Below are 18,024 nucleotides of genomic sequence, written 5' to 3'. Positions count from 1 at the left end.
TGGCTCAGCCGGCCTTGCGGACGGCGCTGATCGCGACGGAGCCGATGCCCGTCACGCTGAGGACGGGGCTGCCCGAGGCGGGCATCGAGACGGCTTCGACCGGCGCCCAGACGAGACCGCGCGACGTAACGGTCGAGCCTGCGTTCTGCGCGCTGACCTTGACCTTGAACGGACCCGCACCGGCGTCGGCGCCGGCCTCGGTCTTGCCGTCCCAGTCGTAGCTGATCGTGCCCTTGCTCTGCTTGCCGAGCGACAGGTTCTTGAGGACGTTGCCGTTGGCGTCGCTGATCGTGACGTTGACGTCGCTCGCGTCGCCGTCCAGCTCGACCGCGCCGGCAAGCCCGCCCGCGGTACGGCCGTAAGCGGTCGATCCCTCGGTCAGCACCGTCTTGCCGACATAGGACAGCGCGTCGGCGGTCGAGGTGCCGTTCAGCTTGTCGGCGATCGACTTGAGCGTGGTGCTCATCTCGGAAATGCCCGAGGTCGCCGAGATCTGCGCCATCTGCGCGACCATCGCCTGGTTGTCGACCGGGTTGAACGGATCCTGGTTGTTGAGCTGCGCGGTCATCAGTTTCAGGAAGTCGCTCTGGCCGAGCGTCTGCGAGCCGGTCGACGCCTTGGCGGCGGCGGTGCTCGCGGTGGTCTTGATGCCGAGGCTGGCGAGGGTGTTGTCGAACGTGCTCATGATTTAGCGTCCCAATTTGAGGGTATCGAGGATCAGCGACTTGGCCGTGTTCATGACCTCGACGTTGTTCTGGTAGCTGCGCGAGGTCTCCATCATGTCGACCAGCTCGCGCGTTTCATCGACGGCGCTTTCCCAGACGTTGCCGTCCTTGTCGGCCATCGGGTGCGACGGGTCGTAGCGCTTGGTGGGGGCTTCGCCGGCGGTGACGATGCTTTCCACGTCGACGGTGGCGAGGCCGGTCGCCTTGTCGAACTGCGTGCGGAACACCGGCTTCATCGTGCGATAGGCGGTGTCTTCCGACTTCGCGACGGCACCGGCATTGGCGAGGTTCGACGCGGTCGTGTTCATCCGCACGAGCTGTGCGGACATCGCGCGGCCGGCGACCTGGAAGATGCTGAGCGGATCGGCCATGCTCAATCTCCCTTCAGCGCGCGCGTGATCTGGTTGATGCGGCCGTTCAGGAACGACAGGGTCGTCTGATACTGGACGGCGTTCTCGGCGAAGGCGGTCTGTTCCGACGACAGCTCGACGGTGTTGCCGTCGAGGCTGGGCTGGCTCGGCATGCGGTATTTGATCGCGCCGTTGATGCCCTGGTCGATGCTGCTGCCGCCTTCGAGGTTGGCGAGCGCCGCCTTGAAGTCGATGTCCTTGGCCTTGAAGCCCGGCGTGGATGCGTTGGCGATGTTCGACGCCAGCACGCCCATGCGCTGCGAACGCACCTCGAGTGCGGCACCATGAACCCCGAAGAGTGTGTTGTCGGCCATCGGCCTGAACTCCTGCGCCTGATTGCGCGAACGGTACTCAGCAAAGGCCGTGCCAATTTGCGCAGGAGCCGTTGCGGCAAGGATTTTGCCGAGGGACCGGCAAAGCGTTGCCGGTCGGGCGGCAAGGCTTGCCGGTATGCCGCCGCTTTCCCGCGCCGGGGCGGCAACAAGGAAAACTGGCCCGCTCTTTGCTTATAAGTCTCGCGATGACTGATATCGCCACCACCCTCGCCCCGTTCCTGGACCCGACCGCGATCGCGCTGGTCGGCGGCGGCACCGCGCTCGCCGTCATGTTCCGCACGCCGTTCGCCGATCTCGGCCGCGCGATCGCCGCCTTGCCGACGCTGGTGCGCGGGCGCTTCGACGCGGACGGGCTGGTCGAGCAGGTCGGCAATCTTTCGCGCATCGCGCGCCGCCACGGCGTGATCGCGCTCGATCGCACCGTCATCCAGGACAAGGACGTGCGCGCCGCCGTCGCCGCCATCGTCGATGGCCGTGCCCCGCAGGATATCGAGGAGCTGCTGCGCCACGCGCGCCGTGCGCGGATCGACCGGCATGTCGCCGCCGCCGACGTCTGGGCGGGCGCGGCCGATGTCGCGCCGGCGATGGGCATGGTCGGCACGCTGATCGGCCTCGTCGGCATGTTCGTGAAGATGCAGGATCCGGCCGCGATCGGCGCGTCGATGGCGGTCGCACTCCTCGCCACGCTCTACGGCGCGCTCATCGCCAATCTCATCGCCGCGCCCGTCGCCGCCCGCCTGCGCCGTCAGGCGCGCGGCGAGGCGATGGAGCGCCTCCGCCTCGAAGCCCCACTCATCGCGCTCGCCATCCGCGAGCAGCCGCGCCCGGTCAGCTTCGTGCCGGCCGACAAGGTCGACGCCGCGTGACGCTCGACGACGATTTCCCCGAAACGTCGCAGGGCCGCCCGGCCTGGCTGATGACGCTCGCCGACCTCGCGCTCCTGCTGGTCGGCTTCTTCGTGTTCCTGCAGGCGAGCCAGCATCTCGACAAGAAGGCGCTGGCGAACGGCATCCGCTCGGGCTTCGGCGCCGAAACCGTGCCGCCCGTCGATGCGAAGGCCGATGCGCCCGAGCCGATGCCGCTCGCCGCCGCCGCCGTGCTCGATTTCGCACCCGGCGGGGCAAATCTGCCGGCCGATCCCGCCAGCATCGTCGCTTGGGCGCGCGAAGCCGCGCGTGATCCGCGCGTCAGCCTGAAGATCACCGGCGCGGTCGACGGATCGCCGGGCGACGTCGATCCGCTCACCGGCAGCGGCGCGATCCTCGCGACCGACCGCGCCCGCGCCGTCGCCGCCGCCATCGCCGCCGCCCACGCCGTGCCCGCCGGCCGCATGACCATCGTCGGCGCGCCCAGGCCCACCGCCGGCCACCGCAACGTCACCGTCACGCTCGGCTTTGCCGGCACCCGGCAAATCGATGCCGCCCAGCCCGATCCGCTTACCGCAGGAAAACCATGATGCGCCTCCTGATCCTTCCCCTCCTGCTCGCCGCGAGCCCCGCGTTCGCCGCCCCCTTCCAGGATACCGCCGCGATCGATCGCGGCGTCGCCGCCTTCACCGGCGCGGCGATCGGCGCGGAGGGCGGCGCGCAATCGCGCGTCGACGACCGGCTGAAACTTGCCGCTTGCCCGATGGTATCGATGGCATGGCGTTCCGACCGGCACGATACCGTCGTCGTCACCTGCACCGGCCCCGACTGGCGGCTGTTCGTGCCGGTGCTCGCACCGACGCCCGCCCCGGCCGCCCCGCGCGCGATGGCAGCGGTCGCGGTCGCACCGCCGAAACCCGTCATCGTCATCAAGCGCGGCGACCCGGTGATGATCTCCGCCGGCCTGCCCGGCTTCCAGATCATGCGCGAGGGGATCGCGATGGGCGACGCCGCGCAGGGCAACCGCTTCCTGGTGAAGGTCGACGACAGCCGCAACGGCGTGCAGGCGATCGCCGTCGAACAGGGCCGCGCGACTTTGCCGGGCTGGACGGAATAACGTTTAAGGTCGGCGCGCATCTGCCGTTATACCCTTCGTGGTCTAACCCAAGGTGTGCGTCGTGGTAGAGTCGATCGGTTCCAAATCGCCGTCAGCCAGTGTCCAGCAGGTCGCGACAGCGACGCGTCTGGCCCGCGCGGAAGCCGCCGTCGCCAGTGGCGACACGGCAGGTGCGGCGCTGCAATTGTCCAGCCTGGATCGCGGCGTCGAAACGCGCCCGCCGGTGGATGCGGCCCGCGTCGCCGAGCTGCGCAAGGCGGTGAAGGAAGGAACCTACAAGTTGAACCCTGAGCTGACCGCGTTGAGAATGCTCAACATGCAGCAGGAGTGGAAGTCGAAATGACCCGCCGCGATGCCCTCATCTCCGTCATCGAATCGCTCCATGCCGAGATCGCCGCTCTGAAGGCGAACGACGTGGCCGCGCTCGAGCGCGCGACGACGGAGAAGCTCGCGGGCATCGACCGCCTCGCCCAGCTCGGCAACGGCCCGGCCGGCGCGGAACTGCGCGATCTGGCGGAAGAAGCGAACCGTCTCAACGAGACCTGCCGCATCTACGTCAACCTGATGGCGGCAAATGTTCGCCGCCGCCTGCAAAACCTGACCGGCGCTGCCGGTGGCGGCTACAACCGCGGCAATGCCGTGGCGGCTTACGCCTGAGGCGCAAAACGCTTCCCTCTCCCCGTTCGCCCTGAGCTTGTCGAAGGGCTGCACTTCTTCTGCCGTCGAAAAGAAAGGGTAGGGCTTCGACAAGCTCAGCCCGAACGGACTTTTAAACCGGCAAAACATTCAAACTGGCACACCTCTTGCTGTGATGTCCCTTGAACAAGGGCTGACAGCCGGGGACCAATGCCTTTCAATCCGCTCACGACCACGAACACCACGACGACGACAGGATCGATCCAGTCGGCGATCGCGTTCGCGAGCCAGAAGACCGGCGTCGACTTCAGCTATCTGATGGGCCAGGCCCAGCTCGAAAGCGGGATGCGCGCCGATGCCAAGGCCGGCACCTCCTCCGCCTCGGGCCTCTATCAGTTCATCGAGCAGAGCTGGCTCAAGGTCGTCAAGCAGCACGGTGCCGAGCACGGGCTCGACTGGGCCGCCAATTCCATCACCACCAACAGCGCCGGCCGCCTCACCGTCAGCGATCCCTCGCTGAAGAAGGCGATCCTCGATCTGCGCAACGATCCGCAGACCGCCTCGCTGATGGCCGCCGAACACGCGAGCGACAACAAGGACGCGCTGGAAGGCGCGCTCGGCCGCGACGCCAACGGCACCGACCTCTATATGGCGCACTTCCTCGGCCTCGGCGGCGCGCGCTCGTTCCTCAAGACGATGGCGGTCGCGCCCAACCGCAGTGGTGCTGCGATGTTCCCCGCCGCCGCGCGCGCCAACCGCTCGATCTTCTACGCCTCGAACGGCCAGCCGCGCACGCTCGCGCAGATCTACGACCGCTTCACCCAGAAGCTCGACAAGGGCGCCGCCGCCTCGGGCGCGTCCACGGTCGGCCCCTCGATCTTTTCCCGCCTCCAGCTCGCGTCGACCACGCTCGGGTCGAGCGGCGCGGAAGTGATCCCCGGCAATTCCGAGACCAGCACCGGCGACGCCGCGAGCTGGGCGCAATCGATGATGGACAAGATGACCGGAAGCACGCGTACCGAGACCTCGAACCTGCTGCTCCGCCCGAGCCCGAACAATGCGCGGCTCGCCTACATGATGCTCGCGAGCATGGGGGGTTAAGCGGTGGCCGTTGCTGTGAAATCCGGCGGCATCCTGCCGCTCCTGCGCCAGGCGTCGCTGCCGGTCGCGATCCTGCTGCTCGTCGTGCTGATGGTCGTGCCGATCCCGTCGGCGATGCTCGACCTGTTCTTCATCATGAACATCACCATCAGCCTCGCGGTGCTGATGGTCGCGCTCAACGCCCAGAAGCCGCTCGATTTCTCCGCCTTCCCTACCGTGCTGCTGTTCGCGACCCTGTTCCGCCTGTCACTGAACGTCGCCTCGACGCGCGTCGTGCTGGTCCACGGCCATGAGGGCGAGAGCGCCGCGGGCCGCGTCATCGAGGCGTTCGGCACCTTCCTGATCGGCGGCGACTATGTCGTCGGCCTGTTCGTGTTCGGCATCCTCGTCATCATCAACATGATCGTGGTGACGAAGGGCGCGGGCCGCGTCTCCGAAGTCAGCGCGCGCTTCACCCTCGATGCCCTGCCCGGCAAGCAGATGGCGATCGACGCCGATCTCAACGCCGGCCTCATCACGCCCGAGGAAGCCAAGGCCCGCCGCATCGAAGTCGCGACCGAGGCCGATTTCTACGGTTCGATGGACGGTTCGTCGAAGTTCGTGAAGGGCGACGCCGTCGCCGGCCTGCTGATACTCGCCGCCAACATCGTCGGCGGCCTCATCCTCGGCCCGGTCAGCCACGGCATGACCATCGGTGCCGCCGCGCACAATTACGTGCTGCTCGCGGTCGGCGACGCGCTCGTCGCGCAGATCCCGTCGCTGATGCTGTCGATCGCCGCCGCCGCCATCGTCACCCGCGTCAAGTCGAGCCTCGACCTCGCCGGCCAGATCGGCAGCCAGTTCGGCTCGGCGCGCACCTGGACTCCGGTCGCCGTCATCCTCGCGCTGCTCGGCGTGATGCCCGGCATGCCGCATCTCGTCATCCTGCCCGCCGCCGCCGCCGCCGGTTTCGCCGCGTGGAAGATGCGCCAGGCCGCCCGCCGCCCCGCCCCCATCGAGGAGGTCGTCGCCGAACCCACCGACCTGTCCAAGATCAGCTGGGACGAAGTCACCGACGGCATGCAGGTCAATCTCGACATCGGCTACGGCCTCGTGCCGCTGGTCGACGAGCGTCGCGGTGCCCCCCTCATGGGCCGCATCACCGGCGTCCGCCGTCAGCTTTCGAAGGAACTCGGCTTCGTCGTGCCGCAGGTGCGCGTGCGCGACGACATCAACGTGCCGCCGTTCAGCTACCGCATCATCGTCGGCGGCGTCGTCGTCGGCGAGGACAGCGTCTCGCCCGACGAGATGCTCGCGCTCGATACCGGCCAGGCGTATGGCGAGCTGCGCGGCAAGAAGGCCAAGGATCCCACGTTCGGCCTCGACGCGGTGTGGATCAACGCCGGCGATTCGGATGCCGCCACCGGCGCCGGCTATCTCGTCGTCGATCCCGGCACCGTCGTCGCGACGCACCTCAATCACATGCTCGGCGCCAATGCGTCGGAGCTGCTCGGCCCCGACGACGTGCAGGCGCTGCTCGACGGTCTCAAGGAACGCGCGTCCAGCCTCGTTGCCGCGCTCTCCACGCTGCCGCTCACCACGCTCACCCAGGTGCTGCGCGGCCTGCTGGCGGAGAACATCCCGCTCAAGGAATTCCGCCGCATCGCCGCCGCCATCGCCGTCGCCGCGCAGAAGTCGCTCGACGCCGAGGAGATCGTCGAACTGATCCGCCCCGAACTCGGCGGCCTCATCATCGGCAAGCTCTGCGGCGTGCGCGAGCCGCTGCGCGTGATGACGCTCGAAGGTCAGCTCGAAGGGCTGCTCGGACAGGCCGTCCGTTCGGACCCGTCGCGCCACCACACGATCGAGCCCGATCTCGGCCGCCGCATCGTCGAGGCGCTGCAACGCGCCGCCCAACCCCTGATCGCCGAGGCCAAGCCCTTCGCGCTCGTCGTCCAGCCTTCGATCCGGCTCGCCATCCGCAAGCTGGTCAAGACCTGCCTCCCCGACACTCCAGTGATGAGTTTCTTTGAAGTGCCAGAAGAAAAAGCCGTCGAAGTCGTCGCCGTGATCGGTGCTCCCGGAGCGCTGGCAGCATGAGCATGATGCAAACCCCCGCCGCCTTCGCCGATGCGACGCCGCTGACCTATGCCCGCGCGGGCAAGGGCCCGAACGTCGCGGCGCTCGCCAAGAAGCATCTGCCGCTGGTGCGCCGCCTCGCCTGGCACGTCCACGGCAGCATGAGCAGCGTCGTCGAGGTCGAGGATCTCGTCCAGATCGGCCTCGTCGCGCTGGTCGAGGCGGCGAGCAATTTCGAGGAGCGCGGGCTCGTCTCGTTCGAGCAATATCTCGTCACGCGCGTGCGCGGGTCGATGATCGATACGCTGCGCCGGCAGGCGACGCTGACGCGCGGCGCGATGCAGCGCCGTCGCGCCTACCAGAACGCCATCGCCGCGCTCACCAACGAAACCGGCAAGGCCCCGACCGAGGTCGCCATCGCCGCCCGGCTGGAGGTAACGGTGGAAAAACTGCGCGCGGAATATGCCTCGGCGGAAGCGGTGCGCTTCGAATCGATCGACGAGACCTACACCGATGAAGGCCCGTGGTTCGCCAGCGACGAGCCCAATGCCTTCGACCAGCTCGCCGACGCCGACATGCGCGAGGCGCTCGTCGCCGCGATCTCGGGCCTGCCCACCCGCGAGCAGCAGGTGATCCAGCTCTATTATGTCGAGGAACTGAACCTCGAGGAGATCGGCCAGGTGCTCGGCGTCGGCTCGGCGCGGGTCTGCCAGATCAAGAAGTCGGCGCACGACCGGCTGAAAAAGGCGCTGGCGAGTCAGGTCTAGGGCGAAGGCCCGCGGGCCGCGGGCCGGTGCGCAAAGCGCATCGCCCTGGACGGCCGGCGGATCGGTGCGAAGCCTCCGAACCCGGCCGACGGCTTTGCCGTCGGCGCGTAAACGAAAAAGGGGCGGCCGAGGCCGCCCCTTTTGCTTTCACAAGATCCTGCGGCTCACCGCGCAGCCACCTGCACCTTCGCAGCGACGATCGCCGCAACCTGCTGGTCGGCCTTGCTGCGCGCATCGGCGCGGCACTGCTTGATCGCGTCGGCTTCTGCCGACCAGGCCGACGAGGTCGCACCGGCATAGGAACCGCAGACCGTCTCGAGTGCTGCGCCGACGCGGCGGTGCAGCGTCGCCACGCCCGCCGCGGTCGATAGATCGAGATCGGCATAGCGAACGGTGGCGGCACCCTCCTGCGGGGCGGCGAAAGCCGGAGCGGCGGTGAGCGTGGCGGCGGCGAGAGCGAGCGTGGCGAGCGTGCGAAGGGTCATGGCATATCTCCTGATCCGGGTGCGGCCCGACGATCGTGCCGACCCCCGTCTTTTCGCGCATGCCGCGCCGACGAGAGAGGATGAGGAGCTGATGATTGACCGATGATCGCCCGATGTATGGCCGATTTCCGTGGTCCAACCCGCCGCCATCCGCATCTGGCTGCGCCATGACGAGTCGGTGGCCCAATGTGACTTTTCACGCCCGCGCGGCACGCGGAAAAACCCCGGCGGCGCGTGGCCACCGGGGTTTCCATGCCCCCGCGCGTTTCCGTTCGGAGGCCCGCTCAAGGCACCGACACCCGATTGGGGGCGGTGCCGGGGCCTCGAAGCGGATTATCAGCCGCCGAGCAGCTTGAGCACGCCCTGCTGGCTCTGGTTCGCCTGCGCGAGCATCGCGGTCGATGCCTGGCTCAGGATCTGCGCCTTGGCGAGCGCCGTCGTCTCCGCGGAGAAGTCGGCATCCTCGATGCGGCTGCGCGCGTCCTGCACGTTGGTCGAGTTCGAGGTCAGGTTGTTGACGGCCGAGGTCAGCTGGTTCTGCGTCGCGCCGAGGCCGGCGCGGGTATTCGCGACCTTCGCGATCGCCGAGTCGTAGTCGGCAAGCGACGCCGATGCGACCGAGGTGCCGCTCGAGACGGTGACGACCTTGGCGAGATCGGTGTCGGTGGTGAGCTTCGGCAGCGTCATCGTGATCGCGTCGACGGCATTGGCGCCGGCCTGGATCGTGATCGTGCCCGACGAACCGCCGGTGCCGTTGAACAGGTTCTTGCCGTTGAACTGCGAATTGGTGACGACATTGGCGATTTCCGCCGACAATGCGTCCTGCTCCGCCTTGATGTTCGACAGATCGCTGGTGGAATAGATGCCGTTGGCGCTCTGCACCGCGAGTTCACGCATACGCTGCAGCATGTTGGTGACTTCGTTGAGCGCGCCTTCCGCGGTCTGCGCCATCGAGATGCCGTCGTTGGCGTTGCGGATGCCCTGGTTCATGCCGCGCACCTGCGCGGTCATGGTCGCGGCGATCGCGAGGCCGGCGGCGTCGTCCTTCGCCGAATTGATCCGCTTGCCGGTCGACAGACGCTCCATCGAGGTCGACAACTGGGAATTCGCCATCGTCGAGGCGTTCGACGCGCGCAAAGCGGCGATGTTGCTACCGATAACGGTCATTACGTGTCTCCATGTACCCGACGATCCCCCGCGCCCCCTGGCGAAGGTGGAGCCGTCAATGGCAACAAACGACCGCGTTCACCGGTCATTTAGGATAACACGAAATTATTTTTTGCGTGCCCGCTGAAGACCCCGGCGGCTGGTGCCGCCGGGGTCTCTCGCGACGCCCCGTCTTTCCGTACTCTGGAAAAAGGGTCATCTGCTGGCCCCGGTTAGCCCGGGGGGAAGCGTGCCGGAGCCAGAAGTGCTTACTGGAGCAGCTTCAGAACGCTCTGTGCCGTCTGGTTCGCCTGGGCGAGCATCGCGGTCGATGCCTGGCTCAGGATCTGCGCCTTGGCGAGGTTCGTCGTCTCGGCCGAGAAGTCGGCGTCCTCGATGCGGCTGCGTGCGTCGCTGAGGTTGGTCGAGTTCGCGGTCATCGTGTTGACCGAAGACGCCAGCTGGTTCTCGGACGCGCCGAGCTTGGCGCGGGTCGAGGCAACCTTGGCGATCGCCGTGTCGTACTTGTCGAGCGTCGTGCTCGCCGCTTCAGCGCTGGCGCCGGCGACGTTGGTGATCGCCGTGTCAGCCTTCAGGTTGCCGAAGGTCAGCGTGACCGTGTCCGCCGTGTTGGCGCCGGACTGGATCTTCACCGAGCCGCTGGTGCCGGCGGTGCCGTCGAACAAAGCCTGGCCGTTGAACTTGGTATTGGCGAGAACGCTGCTGATCTGCGTAGCGAGGGCGTCCTTTTCGGCCTGCAGGTTCGTCGCGTCGGTGGTCGAGTAGGTGCCGTTCAGGCCCTGCACGGTCAGCTCACGCATACGCTGCAGCATGTTGGTGACTTCGTCGAGCGCGCCTTCTGCCGTCTGCGCCATCGAAACGCCGTCGTTGGCGTTGCGGATGCCCTGGTTCATGCCGCGGATCTGGGCGGTCATGGTTGCCGAGATCGCGAGGCCGGCGGCGTCGTCTGCTGCCGAGTTGATGCGCTTGCCGGTCGACAGGCGGTTCTGGGCGACCTGCAGCATCGAGCTGGCCGAGGTCGTGGCGTTGGCGGCGCGGAGCGCCGAAATGTTCGTACCGATAACAGTCATTTCAAATCTCCTTCTTGGCCACTTCACCGCCCCCACCCGAATGCGGAGGGCCAAGCTGCCAAAATGAGAAACGGCAGAGCGTTGCCGGGCTTTAGGCAAAAAGTTGCCGCTTGCCGGAAAGGCCTTGCCGGTCGGCGCAAACCACCGGGAAACCTAGGTATTTTGCCTTACGGGATTGCAGGCGGAAATAACTTGCCGCCCCGGCAACGTGCTTAACCCCGCGTTTACCATCCCGGCCGCATTCCTTCTCGCGACAAGAGGGAAGAAGATTCATGCGTTCGATCGTTCCATCGGCTGCCGTACTCCAGCAGAAGTTCACTCTGGTGTCCTCGCTGCGCGCGCAGGGGTTCCAGATTGCCAATGCCAGCGGCAAGCTTCAGCCGGGCGACATCTATCTGGTCGCGGAAGGCGAAGTGCCGCCGGCTCCGGCGCGCACCGTCATCCTCGGCAACGAAGGGCGCTACATCGTCCCATCGCGCGACGGCTCGCCCGCGCGCGTCGCCTTCGATCATGAAGACGCCGCCGTCGGCAACGCCTTCGTCCGCGCGCTGGTCGCCGGCCCCGAGCTGCCGACCGCCGCCGATCCCGAGAGCCTCGCGCTCTATGCCCTCGCCGAGCGCGTCGCCTCCGCCGACATCACCGTCCTGATCAACGGTCCGACCGGCACCGGCAAGGAAGTCCTCGCGCGCGCGATTCATCTTGGTTCGGATCGCCGCGACGGCCCGTTCATCGCGATCAACTGCGCCGCCCTGCCGGAATCGATGCTCGAGGCGCTGCTGTTCGGCCACCAGAAGGGCGCCTTCACCGGCGCCGCCAACGCCGGCGAGGGCTTCTTCCGCGCCGCGCACGGCGGCACGCTGCTGCTCGACGAGATCGCCGAGATGCCGGTCCAGCTCCAGGCCAAGCTGCTGCGCGTGCTGCAGGAGCGTGAGGTCGTGCCGATCGGCGCATCGCAGCCGATCCCGATCGACGTGCGCGTCATCGCCTGCGCCAACCGCGACCTGCAGGACGAGGTCGCCGCCGGCAATTTCCGCGCCGATCTTTACTACCGCCTGTCGGTCTTCCCGCTCACCACCAAGCCGCTGTGCGAGCGCCCGCAGGATATCCCCGCGCTCGCCGCGACGATGGTGCTGCGCCACGCCGGCAACCGCGTGACGACGCCGTGGCTCGACGGATCGGCGATCGATGCGCTGATGGAGCATGTCTGGCCCGGCAACGTCCGCGAGCTGGAAAACGTGATCCAGCGCGCCCTGCTCTTTGCCGGTGGCGACACGATCGCGGCCGAGCATATCGTCTTCGACCGCGCGCCTTCGGTGCCGCAGCCCGCCCCGGTCAGCGTCGCGCCGGTGCTCGCCTTCCCGCAGGCCGCAGCGCCGACGGAAGCGCCCGCCACGCTCGGCAACATCGTCCAGATGCATGAATTCCAGGCGATCCGCGACACGCTCGCCGCGTGCGGCGGCAGCCGGATCGAAACCGCCCGCCGCCTCGGCATTTCGGAGCGCACCCTGCGCTACCGTCTCGCCAAGGCGCGCGAGCAGGGTGAGGACATCACCCGCGGCGCACGCCACGGTCAGTATAAGGTCATGTCGGCATGAGCACGATCTCGGGCCCGATGGGGGTCGACCGGGTGATGGCGCTGCGTGCGCAGATCCTGGAACGCAATCAGGCGCTGTCCAAGGCCAATGCCGCCGCCGGTGCTGATGCGCCCGCCGCCGCGTCCAAGCCCGCCAGCTTCGCCGCGTCGATGGAAGACGCGCTGAAGGCAGTCAATCAGGGTCAGGAGCAGGCCAGCAAGCTCTCCGAAGCCTATGAGCGCGGCGAAAATATCGACATCGCCAAGGTGATGCTCGCCCGTCAGCAGGCTTCGGTCGGCTTCGAGGCGACGCTGCAAGTCCGCAACAAGATCCTGTCCGCCTACAAGGACATCATGAGCATGCCGGTGTAATGTAGATGAGCAACGCCCTCACCCCCTCCACCGTCGTCTCCGGCTCCAGTCTGGTGCCCGAACGCTTCGCCAACCCGCTGCGGCAGATCCAGGATATGCTCGCGCAGCCTGCGGTGCGCCGCAGCCTGCCGATGATCCTGCTGATCGGCCTCGTCGCGGCCGCCGCCGGCGCCTGGATGATGCTCGCCACGCCGACGCAGAAGACGTTGTTCTCCGGGCTCCCGGATGCGGACAAGTCGGCCGTCACCACCGCGCTCACCGCCGCCAACATCAAGTCCCGCATCGACGAGGGCACCGGCGCGCTGACCGTGGGCGAGGACGATTATTCCCGCGCCCGCATCCTGCTCGCCGGGCAAGGCCTGCCGAAAGCGGCACCCGGCGGCTATGCGATCCTCGATCAGTTGCCGATGGGCGTCAGCCGCGCGGTGGAAGGCGAACGCCTCCGCCAGGCGCGCGAGACCGAGCTCGCCCGCTCGATTCAGGAGATCGACGCCGTCGCCGAGGCGCGCGTCCATCTCGCCACGCCCGAGGCTTCGGTGTTTGTTCGCGACAATGCCGCGCCGTCCGCATCGGTGATCGTCAAGCTGCAGCCCGGCCGTTCGCTCGGCGATGCGCAGGTGTCCTCGATCATCAATCTCGTCGCGTCATCCGTACCCGGCATGAAGCCCGACGCCGTCACGATCGTCGACCAGATGGGCGGCCTGCTCACCAAGGGCAGCGACCAGAGCGCGCAGGGTGCCGCCGGCGACGAGCGCATCCGCTTCCAGCGCACCGTCGAGGAGAAGTACCGCGCGCAGGTGATGCAGCTCCTCACGCCGCTGGTCGGCGCGGGCAATTTCACCACCGAGATCCAGGCCGACGTCGACCTCGACGAGACGCAGGCGACGCGCGAAAGCTACGACAAGCAGGGCGCGCTGCGCGCCGAGCAGGGCCAGTGGGCCAAGGCGGGCGCCGACGAAGCGGCACCCGGCGGCATCCCCGGCGCGCTGTCGAACACGCCGCCGCCGGCCTCGACGCTGAGCGTTCCCAAGCCGACTCCGACCCCGACGCCGGGTGCTACGCCTGCCGCCGGTACCACGCCCGCACCCGGCTCGACCGCCGGTGTCGTGCAGGCCGCCGGTGCCGCCGTGTCGGACGCGATGAAATCGACCGACCAATATGCCCGCGCCTATGATCTCGGCAAGGAAGTGTCCGTCACGCGGGCCGCGCCCGGCGCGATCAAGCGCCTCTCGGTCGCCGTCCTGCTGCGCGATCCCGATACCGGCAAGCCGCGCTCGCCGGTCGAGATCCAGCAGATCACGCAGCTCGTCCGCACCGCCGTCGGCGCGGATGCAGCCCGCAACGACCAGATCGTCGTGGTCAGCCGCAAGTTCGCCGGTGCCACCGCACTGGAGAACAAGGGACCGCCCTGGTATGAATCCGGCTGGGTGCCCGTCGTGGCGCGCAACGCGACCGCCATCGTCATTGCCCTTCTCGTGCTGTTCCTCGGTGTCCGTCCGCTCGCCAAGGCGATCCTCAAGAAATCGTCCGACACGCAGGTCGAACAGCGCATCGCCGCCCGCCGCAGCACGCGCCGCCAGGCGACCGAAGGCGACGAGATGGTCGAGGACGACGGCGAAGGTGGCCAGGTCCGCAGCGTCCGTCCGCCCGCCCCCCCCGTCACGATCGCCGAGATCGAGGACGCCCGCGATTTCGAGGACCGGATCGACATGGTCCGCGGCTTCACCCGCGATAACCCCGCGCGCGCCGCCCTCGCGGTCCGCGACATGATCAAGGCGGACGCAAAGTCATGAACGCTCCTGCCCGTATCTATACCGGCGTCGAACGCGCCGCCGTCCTGATGATGCTCGTCGACGAGGAAGAGGCCGCCGCGATCCTGCAGAAGCTCGATCCCGAAGAGGTCCGCCAGCTCGGCAAGGCGATGTTCGCCGTCGCCGACGTCAGCGAGAGCGAGATGCAGGGCGTGCTCGACGATTTCGTCGAAAAGGCGCGCGACCGCAGCGGCGTTTCGTTCGATCCGCGCCCGAAGATCGAGGCGGTGATGACGCGCGCGCTCGGCCGCGAGAAGGCCGACAGCGTGATCGCCCGCATCGTGCCGCCGGAGGAATCCTGCCAGATCGAACTGCTCGACTGGCTCGACGCGAGCGAGATCGCCTCCATGATCGAAAAGGAGCATCCGCAGATCGCCGCCGTGCTGATCGCCAATCTCGATCCCGCCGTCGCGGCGCAGGTGCTCGAATCGCTGCCCGACGGCATGCAGCCCGACATCCTCCACCGCGTCGCGCGGCTGGGCCCCGTCACGCCCGAGGCGATCGAGACGCTCAAGACCGTACTCGGCAAGCGCTCCGCCGCGCCCAAGGCGGGTGCTGGCGTCATGCTCGGCGGTACGCGCGAGGCGGCGAAGATCATGTCGAGCGCGCGCAAATCCACCGAGCAGCGCGTCATGCCGAAGCTGTTCAAGATCGACCGCGAGGTCGCCAAGCAGATCGAGGAGGCGATGTTCGTCTTCGACAATCTGCTCGATCTCGACGACAAGAACCTGGGCGCCCTGATCCGCAACATCGACGGCGATACCTTGAGCCGCGCGCTGAAAGGCGTGGACGAGACGGGCCGCAACCGCTTCCTCGGCTGCATGTCCGCCCGCGCGGCCGATGGCATCCGCGACGAGATGGAGGCACGCGGCCCGATGAAGCTCTCCGAAGTCCTCGAGGCGCAGAAGGTGATCATCCAGATCGCCCGCAACCTTGCCAAGGACGGCACCATCCAGATGGGCGGCGGCGACGACGATTATGTCTGATATGTCCGGCTTCACCAGCGGCCTCGCCGCCCGTCACGATGCTCTGGCGCAGGCATTGCAGCGCGCGTTCAGCGTGCCGCAGGGCTTCGCGCCCACCGATATCCGCGATTCCTTCGTTCATGGGGCCATGACGGGCACCGGCCCGACCGGTTTCGCGAAAAGCGAAGGGCCGAAGCACTTTTCCCCCGCCGATCCGGGTGCGAACCCGACCGAGGGCTGGGATCCGTTCGAGCTCGACGCGGCGGCCAATGCGGCAGCGGCGGCGGCGAGCGATTTCATCGATCCCGTCGAGGCGGCGCACACCGCGGGCTTCGACGAAGGCTATGCCGCCGGGCTCGCCGAGGCGCGCGCCGGTGCGGACCGTGACCGTGCGCTGATCGAGGGCATCGTCGCCGCTCTCGGCTCCGAGGGCCGGCTGAACCGCGAGCAGATCGCGCAGCGGCTGCGCCAGACCGTCCTCTATCTCGTCGCGCAACTGGTCGGCGAAGTGGGCGTCGCGCCCGACCGCCTCGCCAAGCGCATCGCGACCGCCACCGATATGCTGAGCGATGCGTCCGAAAGCGCGATGCTCCACGTCCATCCCGACGATGTCGCGCTGCTCGAAGGCAAATTGCCCAAGACGATCTTCGCGGTCGGCGACGCCACCATCGCGCGCGGCAGTTTCCTGCTCGAATCCGCCTCGACCATCGTCGAGGACGGGCCAGACCTGTGGCTCGAACAGCTTTCGCAGGCGATCGAGCGTGTCGCCATGCCCCATTCGGACGCCTGATGCTCAACCGTTTCACTGACGATTATCTCGGCGCGCTCAGCGTGCCCGGTTTCGCGCCCGCACCCAAGGTGTCGGGGCGGCTCGCCTCGTTCGACGGCCTCCTGATGGAGGCGATCGGCCTGTCGTTGCCGGTCGGCACCGTCTGCCAGGTCGGCGCGAAAGGCGCGGGCGTCGAGGCCGAGGTGATCGGTTTCCGCAACGGACGCACGCTCCTGATGAACCTCGGCGGCCCCGCCGCCCTCGTCCCGCAGATGCCGGTGCGCCCGCTCGGCGCCGCAGGCGAAGCGGAAGTCGGCGCGGCGCTGCTCGGGCGCGTGCTAGACGGCGCAGGCAAGCCGATCGACGGCCTCGGCCCCATTCGCGGTGCTGGCCGCTGGCCGCTCGCCGGCAAGATCCAGAGCCCGCTCGATCGTGGCCGCGTGCTGAAGCCGCTCGACGTCGGCGTGCGTGCGATCAACGGCCTGCTCACGGTCGGCCAGGGCCAGCGCATCGGCATTATGGCCGGTTCGGGCGTCGGCAAGTCGGTGCTGCTCGGCATGATCGTGCGCGCCGCCAAGGCCGACGTCGTCGTCATCGGCCTGATCGGCGAACGCAGCCGCGAGGTCGCCGACTTCCTCGAAACCAAGGTCGCGGGCGAGGCGCGCGGTCGCTCGGTCGTGGTCGCGGTGCCCGCCAATCACTCGCCGGTGCTGCGTATCCGCGGTGCCCTCCGCGCCACAGCCATCGCCGAAGCCTTCCGCGCCGAGGGCAAGCAGGTGCTGCTCATCATGGATTCGCTCACCCGCGTCGCCCATGCCGGCCGCGAGATCGGCCTGGCGCTGGGCGAGCCGGCGTCGGCGCGCGGCTATCCGCCGTCGGCCATCGCGATGCTGCCCAATCTCATCGAACGCGCCGGCACCGACGTGCACAGCGGCGGGTCGATCACCGCGATCTACACGGTGCTCGCCGACGGTGACGACGGCAACGATCCGGTCGTCGACTCGGCGCGCTCGATCCTCGACGGCCATATCGTGCTGTCGCGCGCGCTCGCCGAGCGCGGCGTCTATCCCGCGATCGACATCGGCCCCTCGGTCAGCCGCGTGATGACCGACATCACGCCCAAGCCGCACCAGAAGGCGGCGCGCACGCTCAGGCGACACCTCGCGACCTATGAGGAAAACCGCGATCTCGTGCTGATGGGCGCGTATCGCGGCGGCGCCGACCCCGCGATCGACACCGCCATCGCCTGCCATCCCGCGATCATGGAATATGTGAAGCAGGACCCGGACGAGATCATCCCGCTCGAAGACGCCGTGATGGAGCTCACCGGCGTGTTCGGCGATGGATAAGAAGAAGCTCGAGCGGATCCACAAGGTCCGTACGCTGCAACTGGGGCTGGTGCGCGCGGAGGAAGTGCGCGCCAACGACCGCGCGCAGAGCGAATCGCAGCTACGCGCGCGCATCGCCCAGCTCGCCAACGCGATCGCGCCGTCGGAAGTCTCGACGCAGGGCTTCTCCCTGGTCGCCGCCGCGCGCTTCCGCGACCGGCTGCATCAATCGGCGGAAGCGGCCGAGGGGCGCGTGCGCGCCGCCCAGGCGGTCGCCACGCATGCCGCCGAAAAGACCCGCGAGGCCAAGCGCGACCAAAGCGCGATCGAGAAACTGATCGACCGCGCCGATGCCCAGGCGGTGATCCGGGAAATCCGCGCGCTGGAGAATGCGCCGCCCTCCCGGAAGATTCGGCACGATCCTTGCTGAATGCCCTGCGGGGCGCCCAACCGACCCGCCCCGGGGGAA

The 18,024-nt window shown here is 68.0% G+C and carries 22 protein-coding genes; 15 read left to right on the top strand and 7 right to left on the bottom strand.

Features of this window, described 5'->3' with window-relative positions; all coding sequences use genetic code 11:
• Positions 1-4: 4 nt before the first annotated feature.
• Genes Q5H94_RS04135 through flgB form a run of 3 tightly spaced genes read right to left on the bottom strand, consistent with a single transcriptional unit; the run spans position 5 to position 1,449 of the window.
• Positions 5-685 carry a flagellar hook assembly protein FlgD gene (locus tag Q5H94_RS04135; RefSeq protein WP_341850084.1) on the bottom strand — a complete coding sequence of 227 codons (681 nt, stop codon included), beginning with the start codon at positions 683-685 and terminating at the stop codon, positions 5-7.
• 3 nt (positions 686-688) lie between these two features.
• On the bottom strand, positions 689-1,096 hold the full coding sequence (gene flgC / locus Q5H94_RS04130; RefSeq protein WP_304559956.1) for a flagellar basal body rod protein FlgC: 408 nt from the start codon (positions 1,094-1,096) through the stop codon (positions 689-691).
• A 2-nt stretch (positions 1,097-1,098) separates the two neighbouring features.
• The gene (flgB, locus tag Q5H94_RS04125) at positions 1,099-1,449 is read right to left on the bottom strand and encodes a flagellar basal body rod protein FlgB (protein WP_304559955.1); all 351 of its coding nucleotides are present in this window, start codon (positions 1,447-1,449) and stop codon (positions 1,099-1,101) included.
• A gap of 206 nt (positions 1,450-1,655) precedes the next feature.
• Between flgB and Q5H94_RS04120 the strand changes: the two genes are divergently transcribed.
• The 8 genes from Q5H94_RS04120 (at position 1,656) to Q5H94_RS04085 (ending at position 8,015) form a co-directional block, all read left to right on the top strand.
• Complete coding sequence (locus tag Q5H94_RS04120) at positions 1,656-2,336, top strand: motility protein A (protein WP_304559954.1); 681 nt, start codon at positions 1,656-1,658, stop codon at positions 2,334-2,336.
• Entirely contained in the window at positions 2,333-2,926 is a 594-nt protein-coding gene (locus Q5H94_RS04115; protein WP_304559953.1) for a flagellar motor protein MotB, read from the top strand. The genes Q5H94_RS04120 and Q5H94_RS04115 overlap by 4 nt, the downstream gene beginning before the upstream one ends.
• Positions 2,923-3,453 carry a flagella basal body P-ring formation protein FlgA gene (locus Q5H94_RS04110; protein WP_304559952.1) on the top strand — a complete coding sequence of 177 codons (531 nt, stop codon included), beginning with the start codon at positions 2,923-2,925 and terminating at the stop codon, positions 3,451-3,453. The genes Q5H94_RS04115 and Q5H94_RS04110 overlap by 4 nt, the downstream gene beginning before the upstream one ends.
• A gap of 61 nt (positions 3,454-3,514) precedes the next feature.
• The gene (gene flgM / locus Q5H94_RS04105) at positions 3,515-3,796 is read left to right on the top strand and encodes a flagellar biosynthesis anti-sigma factor FlgM (protein ID WP_304559951.1); all 282 of its coding nucleotides are present in this window, start codon (positions 3,515-3,517) and stop codon (positions 3,794-3,796) included.
• Positions 3,793-4,110 (top strand): flagellar protein FlgN, encoded by a 318-nt coding sequence (locus Q5H94_RS04100; RefSeq protein WP_304559950.1) that lies wholly within the window; start codon positions 3,793-3,795, stop codon positions 4,108-4,110. The genes flgM and Q5H94_RS04100 overlap by 4 nt, the downstream gene beginning before the upstream one ends.
• 189 nt (positions 4,111-4,299) lie before the next feature.
• Positions 4,300-5,190: a lytic transglycosylase domain-containing protein gene (locus Q5H94_RS04095; protein WP_304559949.1), complete on the top strand. Its 891-nt coding sequence runs from the start codon at positions 4,300-4,302 to the stop codon at positions 5,188-5,190.
• Between the two features lie 90 nt (positions 5,191-5,280).
• Positions 5,281-7,269 (top strand): flagellar biosynthesis protein FlhA, encoded by a 1,989-nt coding sequence (flhA, locus tag Q5H94_RS04090; RefSeq protein ID WP_431312139.1) that lies wholly within the window; start codon positions 5,281-5,283, stop codon positions 7,267-7,269.
• A 2-nt stretch (positions 7,270-7,271) separates the two neighbouring features.
• On the top strand, positions 7,272-8,015 hold the full coding sequence (locus Q5H94_RS04085; RefSeq protein WP_304560159.1) for a sigma-70 family RNA polymerase sigma factor: 744 nt from the start codon (positions 7,272-7,274) through the stop codon (positions 8,013-8,015).
• A gap of 164 nt (positions 8,016-8,179) precedes the next feature.
• On the opposite strand, the gene Q5H94_RS04080 is transcribed toward Q5H94_RS04085, so the two are convergent.
• The 4 genes from Q5H94_RS04080 to Q5H94_RS04065 form a co-directional block, all read right to left on the bottom strand.
• On the bottom strand, positions 8,180-8,500 hold the full coding sequence (locus Q5H94_RS04080) for a UrcA family protein (RefSeq protein ID WP_304559948.1): 321 nt from the start codon (positions 8,498-8,500) through the stop codon (positions 8,180-8,182).
• A gap of 336 nt (positions 8,501-8,836) precedes the next feature.
• Positions 8,837-9,667, bottom strand: coding sequence for a flagellin N-terminal helical domain-containing protein (locus tag Q5H94_RS04075; RefSeq protein ID WP_304559947.1), 831 nt, complete (start codon positions 9,665-9,667; stop codon positions 8,837-8,839).
• Between the two features lie 248 nt (positions 9,668-9,915).
• Complete coding sequence (locus Q5H94_RS04070; protein ID WP_304559946.1) at positions 9,916-10,737, bottom strand: flagellin N-terminal helical domain-containing protein; 822 nt, start codon at positions 10,735-10,737, stop codon at positions 9,916-9,918.
• A 91-nt stretch (positions 10,738-10,828) separates the two neighbouring features.
• Entirely contained in the window at positions 10,829-11,011 is a 183-nt protein-coding gene (locus Q5H94_RS04065; RefSeq protein ID WP_304559945.1) for a hypothetical protein, read from the bottom strand.
• Here Q5H94_RS04065 and Q5H94_RS04060 point away from each other — a divergent pair.
• Genes Q5H94_RS04060 through Q5H94_RS04030 form a run of 7 tightly spaced genes read left to right on the top strand, consistent with a single transcriptional unit; the run spans position 11,010 to position 17,985 of the window.
• On the top strand, positions 11,010-12,332 hold the full coding sequence (locus tag Q5H94_RS04060) for a sigma-54 interaction domain-containing protein (protein ID WP_304559944.1): 1,323 nt from the start codon (positions 11,010-11,012) through the stop codon (positions 12,330-12,332). The two genes, Q5H94_RS04065 and Q5H94_RS04060, sit on opposite strands and share 2 nt — an antisense overlap.
• Positions 12,329-12,682, top strand: coding sequence for a flagellar hook-basal body complex protein FliE (fliE, locus tag Q5H94_RS04055; RefSeq protein ID WP_304559943.1), 354 nt, complete (start codon positions 12,329-12,331; stop codon positions 12,680-12,682). The genes Q5H94_RS04060 and fliE overlap by 4 nt, the downstream gene beginning before the upstream one ends.
• 5 nt (positions 12,683-12,687) lie before the next feature.
• Positions 12,688-14,475: a flagellar basal-body MS-ring/collar protein FliF gene (fliF, locus tag Q5H94_RS04050; RefSeq protein WP_304559942.1), complete on the top strand. Its 1,788-nt coding sequence runs from the start codon at positions 12,688-12,690 to the stop codon at positions 14,473-14,475.
• Positions 14,472-15,479 (top strand): flagellar motor switch protein FliG, encoded by a 1,008-nt coding sequence (fliG, locus tag Q5H94_RS04045; RefSeq protein ID WP_304559941.1) that lies wholly within the window; start codon positions 14,472-14,474, stop codon positions 15,477-15,479. The genes fliF and fliG overlap by 4 nt, the downstream gene beginning before the upstream one ends.
• On the top strand, positions 15,472-16,248 hold the full coding sequence (locus tag Q5H94_RS04040; RefSeq protein ID WP_304559940.1) for a FliH/SctL family protein: 777 nt from the start codon (positions 15,472-15,474) through the stop codon (positions 16,246-16,248). The genes fliG and Q5H94_RS04040 overlap by 8 nt, the downstream gene beginning before the upstream one ends.
• On the top strand, positions 16,248-17,576 hold the full coding sequence (locus Q5H94_RS04035; RefSeq protein ID WP_304559939.1) for a FliI/YscN family ATPase: 1,329 nt from the start codon (positions 16,248-16,250) through the stop codon (positions 17,574-17,576). Before Q5H94_RS04040 ends, Q5H94_RS04035 begins: the two co-directional genes overlap by 1 nt.
• The gene (locus tag Q5H94_RS04030; protein WP_304559938.1) at positions 17,569-17,985 is read left to right on the top strand and encodes a hypothetical protein; all 417 of its coding nucleotides are present in this window, start codon (positions 17,569-17,571) and stop codon (positions 17,983-17,985) included. The genes Q5H94_RS04035 and Q5H94_RS04030 overlap by 8 nt, the downstream gene beginning before the upstream one ends.
• Positions 17,986-18,024: the final 39 nt, after the last annotated feature.

The organism is Sphingomonas immobilis (genome assembly GCF_030580995.1).
Taxonomy (GTDB): Bacteria; Pseudomonadota; Alphaproteobacteria; order Sphingomonadales; family Sphingomonadaceae; genus Sphingomonas; species Sphingomonas immobilis.
Note: the sequence above shows the minus strand (reverse complement) of the source record. Positions and strands in the feature narration are given on the sequence as shown.

Bases quoted from the DNA above. Each gene is read 5' to 3' on its own strand.
- fliF (WP_304559942.1), top strand. From the start codon at position 12,688: ATGAGCAACGCCCTCACCCCCTCCACCGTCGTCTCCGGCTCCAGTCTG.
- Q5H94_RS04120 (WP_304559954.1), top strand. From the start codon at position 1,656: ATGACTGATATCGCCACCACCCTCGCCCCGTTCCTGGACCCGACCGCG.
- Q5H94_RS04075 (WP_304559947.1), bottom strand. From the start codon at position 9,667: ATGACCGTTATCGGTAGCAACATCGCCGCTTTGCGCGCGTCGAACGCC.
- fliE (WP_304559943.1), top strand. From the start codon at position 12,329: ATGAGCACGATCTCGGGCCCGATGGGGGTCGACCGGGTGATGGCGCTG.
- Q5H94_RS04040 (WP_304559940.1), top strand. From the start codon at position 15,472: ATGTCTGATATGTCCGGCTTCACCAGCGGCCTCGCCGCCCGTCACGAT.
- Q5H94_RS04060 (WP_304559944.1), top strand. From the start codon at position 11,010: ATGCGTTCGATCGTTCCATCGGCTGCCGTACTCCAGCAGAAGTTCACT.
- Q5H94_RS04110 (WP_304559952.1), top strand. From the start codon at position 2,923: ATGATGCGCCTCCTGATCCTTCCCCTCCTGCTCGCCGCGAGCCCCGCG.
- flgC (WP_304559956.1), bottom strand. From the start codon at position 1,096: ATGGCCGATCCGCTCAGCATCTTCCAGGTCGCCGGCCGCGCGATGTCC.
- Q5H94_RS04100 (WP_304559950.1), top strand. From the start codon at position 3,793: ATGACCCGCCGCGATGCCCTCATCTCCGTCATCGAATCGCTCCATGCC.
- flhA (WP_431312139.1), top strand. From the start codon at position 5,281: ATGGTCGTGCCGATCCCGTCGGCGATGCTCGACCTGTTCTTCATCATG.
- Q5H94_RS04080 (WP_304559948.1), bottom strand. From the start codon at position 8,500: ATGACCCTTCGCACGCTCGCCACGCTCGCTCTCGCCGCCGCCACGCTC.
- Q5H94_RS04035 (WP_304559939.1), top strand. From the start codon at position 16,248: ATGCTCAACCGTTTCACTGACGATTATCTCGGCGCGCTCAGCGTGCCC.
- Q5H94_RS04070 (WP_304559946.1), bottom strand. From the start codon at position 10,737: ATGACTGTTATCGGTACGAACATTTCGGCGCTCCGCGCCGCCAACGCC.
- Q5H94_RS04030 (WP_304559938.1), top strand. From the start codon at position 17,569: ATGGATAAGAAGAAGCTCGAGCGGATCCACAAGGTCCGTACGCTGCAA.
- Q5H94_RS04095 (WP_304559949.1), top strand. From the start codon at position 4,300: ATGCCTTTCAATCCGCTCACGACCACGAACACCACGACGACGACAGGA.
- fliG (WP_304559941.1), top strand. From the start codon at position 14,472: ATGAACGCTCCTGCCCGTATCTATACCGGCGTCGAACGCGCCGCCGTC.
- Q5H94_RS04085 (WP_304560159.1), top strand. From the start codon at position 7,272: ATGATGCAAACCCCCGCCGCCTTCGCCGATGCGACGCCGCTGACCTAT.
- Q5H94_RS04135 (WP_341850084.1), bottom strand. From the start codon at position 685: ATGAGCACGTTCGACAACACCCTCGCCAGCCTCGGCATCAAGACCACC.
- flgB (WP_304559955.1), bottom strand. From the start codon at position 1,449: ATGGCCGACAACACACTCTTCGGGGTTCATGGTGCCGCACTCGAGGTG.
- Q5H94_RS04065 (WP_304559945.1), bottom strand. From the start codon at position 11,011: ATGAATCTTCTTCCCTCTTGTCGCGAGAAGGAATGCGGCCGGGATGGT.